1 protein-coding gene is annotated in these 230 nt (G+C 32.6%); it reads right to left on the reverse strand.

Annotation, left to right across the window (positions count from 1 at the left end; genetic code table 11):
* Window positions 1-230: manganese catalase family protein (locus tag SB658_RS28100; RefSeq protein ID WP_410603893.1), on the reverse strand; the 230-nt coding region annotated here is incomplete at both ends.

Raw genomic sequence — 230 nt, forward strand, 5'->3', positions numbered from 1 at the left:
TCTAAAGCTTTTGCAAAAGCATTTTGATGTGCATTATCACGTACAATTAAAAATGCAAGAGTTTCTCTAAATGTTTGATTAGAACTCATTTCATAAATTCTAGTTTTTTGAAGTACACCTGTAGATTCAAGTACTACATTATCTAGTAAATCGCTAATTAAGTTTCCATGACTATATACCCAAGATCCATTCCAAGGATTGCCAGCTGCATCAACAGGCAATGAACTTTG

The sequence above is a fragment of the Bacillus sp. SIMBA_008 genome (assembly GCF_046535495.1).
GTDB classification, from domain to species: Bacteria; Bacillota; Bacilli; order Bacillales; family Bacillaceae; genus Bacillus; species Bacillus subtilis.